1 rRNA gene (only partly in view) is annotated in these 1,464 nt (G+C 57.7%); it reads left to right on the plus strand.

The window, feature by feature from the left end:
* A 23S ribosomal RNA gene (locus ACWENQ_RS46005) occupies positions 1 to 1,464 on the plus strand; its annotated part runs 1,125 nt beyond the window's last position; the annotation flags it as partial.

Here is a 1,464-nt window from a genome sequence, read left to right on the forward strand (position 1 = left end):
GGTGAGCGAAAGCGGATGAGGCTAAACCGGGCATGTGTGATAGCCGGCAGGCGTTGCATGTTCGGGGTCGTGGGACCTTCTGGTGGTTTCTGCCGAGACCGCAAACAGTGAGAAACCTGTCTGATAGTTGAAGCCTCTGGGAAGGGGCGCCGTAGACCGTGAGAGCCGGGTAGGCGAAATCGGATGGGCTGTTGGAGGGGATCCCAAGTAGCACGGGGCCCGAGAAATCCTGTGTGAATCTGCCAGGACCACCTGGTAAGCCTAAATACTCCCTGATGACCGATAGTGCACTAGTACCGTGAGGGAAAGGTGAAAAGTGCCCCGGTGAGGGGTCGTGAAATAGTACCTGAAACCGTGTGCCTACAAGCCGTAGGAGCTTACAAGGGCTTGTCTCTTGTGTGATGTGACTGCGTGCCTTTTGAAGAATGAGCCTGCGAGTTACGGTGTGTGGCGAGGTTAACCCGTGTGGGGGAGCCGTAGCGAAAGCGAGTCTGAATAGGGCGTTTGAGTCGCATGCTGTAGACCCGAAGCGGGGTGATCTACGCATGGGCAGGTTGAAGCGAGGGTAAGACCTCGTGGAGGACCGAACCCACCAGGGTTGAAAACCTGGGGGATGACCTGTGTGTAGGGGTGAAAGGCCAATCAAACTCCGTGATAGCTGGTTCTCCCCGAAATGCATTTAGGTGCAGCGTCGCGTGTTTCTTGCCGGAGGTAGAGCACTGGATGGCCGATGGGCCCGACAAGGTTACTGACGTCAGCCAAACTCCGAATGCCGGTAAGTGAGAGCGTGGCAGTGAGACTGCGGGGGATAAGCTCCGTAGTCGAGAGGGAAACAGCCCAGATCACCGACTAAGGCCCCTAAGCGTGTGCTAAGTGGGAAAGGATGTGGAGTCGCAGAGACAACCAGGAGGTTGGCTTAGAAGCAGCCACCCTTGAAAGAGTGCGTAATAGCTCACTGGTCAAGTGATTCCGCGCCGACAATGTAGCGGGGCTCAAGTACACCGCCGAAGTCGTGGCATTGACAGGTCTTTGGGCCTGTTGATGGGTAGGGGAGCGTCGTGCAGCCGGTGAAGCGGTGGGGTGACCCAACCGTGGAGGCTGTGCGAGTGAGAATGCAGGCATGAGTAGCGAATCGAGGGTGAGAAACCCTCGCGCCGGATGACCAAGGGTTCCTGGGCCAGGCTAATCCGCCCAGGGTAAGTCGGGACCTAAGGCGAGGCCGACAGGCGTAGTCGATGGACAACGGGTTGATATTCCCGTACCCGCTTCAATGCGCCCATATCGAACCTCCTGATGCTAAGAGTCCTTAAGTCCTCTGGTCCTTCGGGATCGGGGTGAGGCTGAACGCTCGATCCGATGGGGTAGTAGGTAAGCGATGGGGTGACGCAGGAAGGTAGTCCAGCCCAGGCGATGGTAGTCCTGGGGTAAGCATGTAGGGAGCGAGGTAGGCAAATCCGCCTCGCA

It is taken from the genome of Nonomuraea sp. NPDC004354 (assembly GCF_053602555.1).